The sequence below is a fragment of the Neobacillus drentensis genome, from assembly GCF_036962765.1.
Taxonomy (GTDB): domain Bacteria; phylum Bacillota; class Bacilli; order Bacillales; family Cytobacillaceae; genus Neobacillus; species Neobacillus drentensis_C.
The window spans coordinates 46,530-47,654 of sequence record NZ_JBALOS010000039.1; the positions used below are offsets into that span (position 1 = coordinate 46,530).

2 protein-coding genes are annotated in these 1,125 nt (G+C 32.6%); one reads left to right on the forward strand and one right to left on the reverse strand.

Annotated elements, in window-relative coordinates; translation table 11 throughout:
* The first annotated feature begins 16 nt into the window (after positions 1–16).
* Positions 17–592 carry an HTH-type transcriptional regulator Hpr gene (locus tag V7137_RS06640; RefSeq protein WP_335697343.1) on the forward strand — a complete coding sequence of 192 codons (576 nt, stop codon included), beginning with the start codon at positions 17–19 and terminating at the stop codon, positions 590–592.
* Positions 593–599: 7 nt separating this feature from the next.
* Here the strand turns inward: V7137_RS06640 and V7137_RS06645 are convergent, their stop codons facing one another.
* The gene (locus V7137_RS06645) at positions 600–935 is read right to left on the reverse strand and encodes a DUF1878 family protein (RefSeq protein WP_335697344.1); all 336 of its coding nucleotides are present in this window, start codon (positions 933–935) and stop codon (positions 600–602) included.
* Between the last annotated feature and the right edge of the window lie 190 nt (positions 936–1,125).

A 1,125-nucleotide genomic window follows, 5' to 3' on the forward strand; every position in this document is an offset into this window, starting at 1 on the left:
GTAGGTGAAAATGGGGATGACTGAGAAACAATATTCAATAAAGGAAGCGATGCTTTTTAGTCAAAGAATTGCGCAACTAAGTAAAGCCTTATGGAAATCGATTGAGAAAGACTGGCAGCAGTGGATAAAGCCTTTTGATTTAAATATTAACGAACATCATATTCTAATGATTGCCCATCATTTAAACGGTGCTTCCATTTCGGATGTGGCTAAGTTCGGAGTCATGCATGTTTCAACAGCATTTAATTTTTCGAAAAAGTTAGAAGAGCGAGGATTACTCCAATTTTCCAAAAAGGAAAATGACAAACGCAATACCTATATTCAGCTTACTGAAGCGGGAGAAAATATGCTACTTCAGCTAATGGAAAACTATAAGCCAAGTGAAAATGCTGTCTTTTCAGGTGCTTTGCCACTTCGTGACCTATATGGTAAGTTTCCAGAAATAGTTGAAATGATGGCAATTGTCCGCAATATCTATGGTGAAGATTTCATGGAAATCTTTGAGCGTTCTTTTCAGAATATTGAAAGTAGTTTTGTTGAAGAAGACGGGGTGCTCAAGAAAGCAAAAAACACTGAACAAGAACTGGTTTAATACTGTTTTATAAGTATTTATCCAATTCCTGAAAAAGGGCAAGGTAAATCTTCTGTGTTATACATGCCTTAATAACATCCTTAATGTTTAATTTTGGTGGTAAAGATGATGATAACTCATGAAAAAGCGGATGGAAGTATATGTACCCTTCCGCTTTTTGTTCTTCAAATTTTTTGTTCATATTATCACATAGAAAATAAAACTGACCTGCTTCCTGTTCAGTTATTCCATTTTCAATGATAAGTTTATATAATTCGAGCTTCGGATCATTGAGCAACTTTAATAATAACTTTTGATGGTATTCAAGAATGTTTATTCTTTCGAGCAATTCAAGTTCATTCATCCACTATGCCTCATTTCAAAACGTTCATTTATATATTTTTATTATTAACCTTTTAAAACATGGGGTAAACCATTATTAATCATAACATTGAAAATTTTAAGGAATACTTTCCTTCAAAATATAAATATTGGTTAATAAAGTCCATTAAAAGCCTAACACTCTTCCATTCTTTTTGACTATCTTTTTTTTG

What these genes read in the sequence shown, in the direction of transcription:
- V7137_RS06640 (WP_335697343.1), top strand. Translation starts at nt 17, where the DNA reads ATGACTGAGAAACAATATTCAATAAAGGAAGCGATGCTTTTTAGTCAA.
- V7137_RS06645 (WP_335697344.1), bottom strand. Translation starts at nt 935, where the DNA reads ATGAATGAACTTGAATTGCTCGAAAGAATAAACATTCTTGAATACCAT.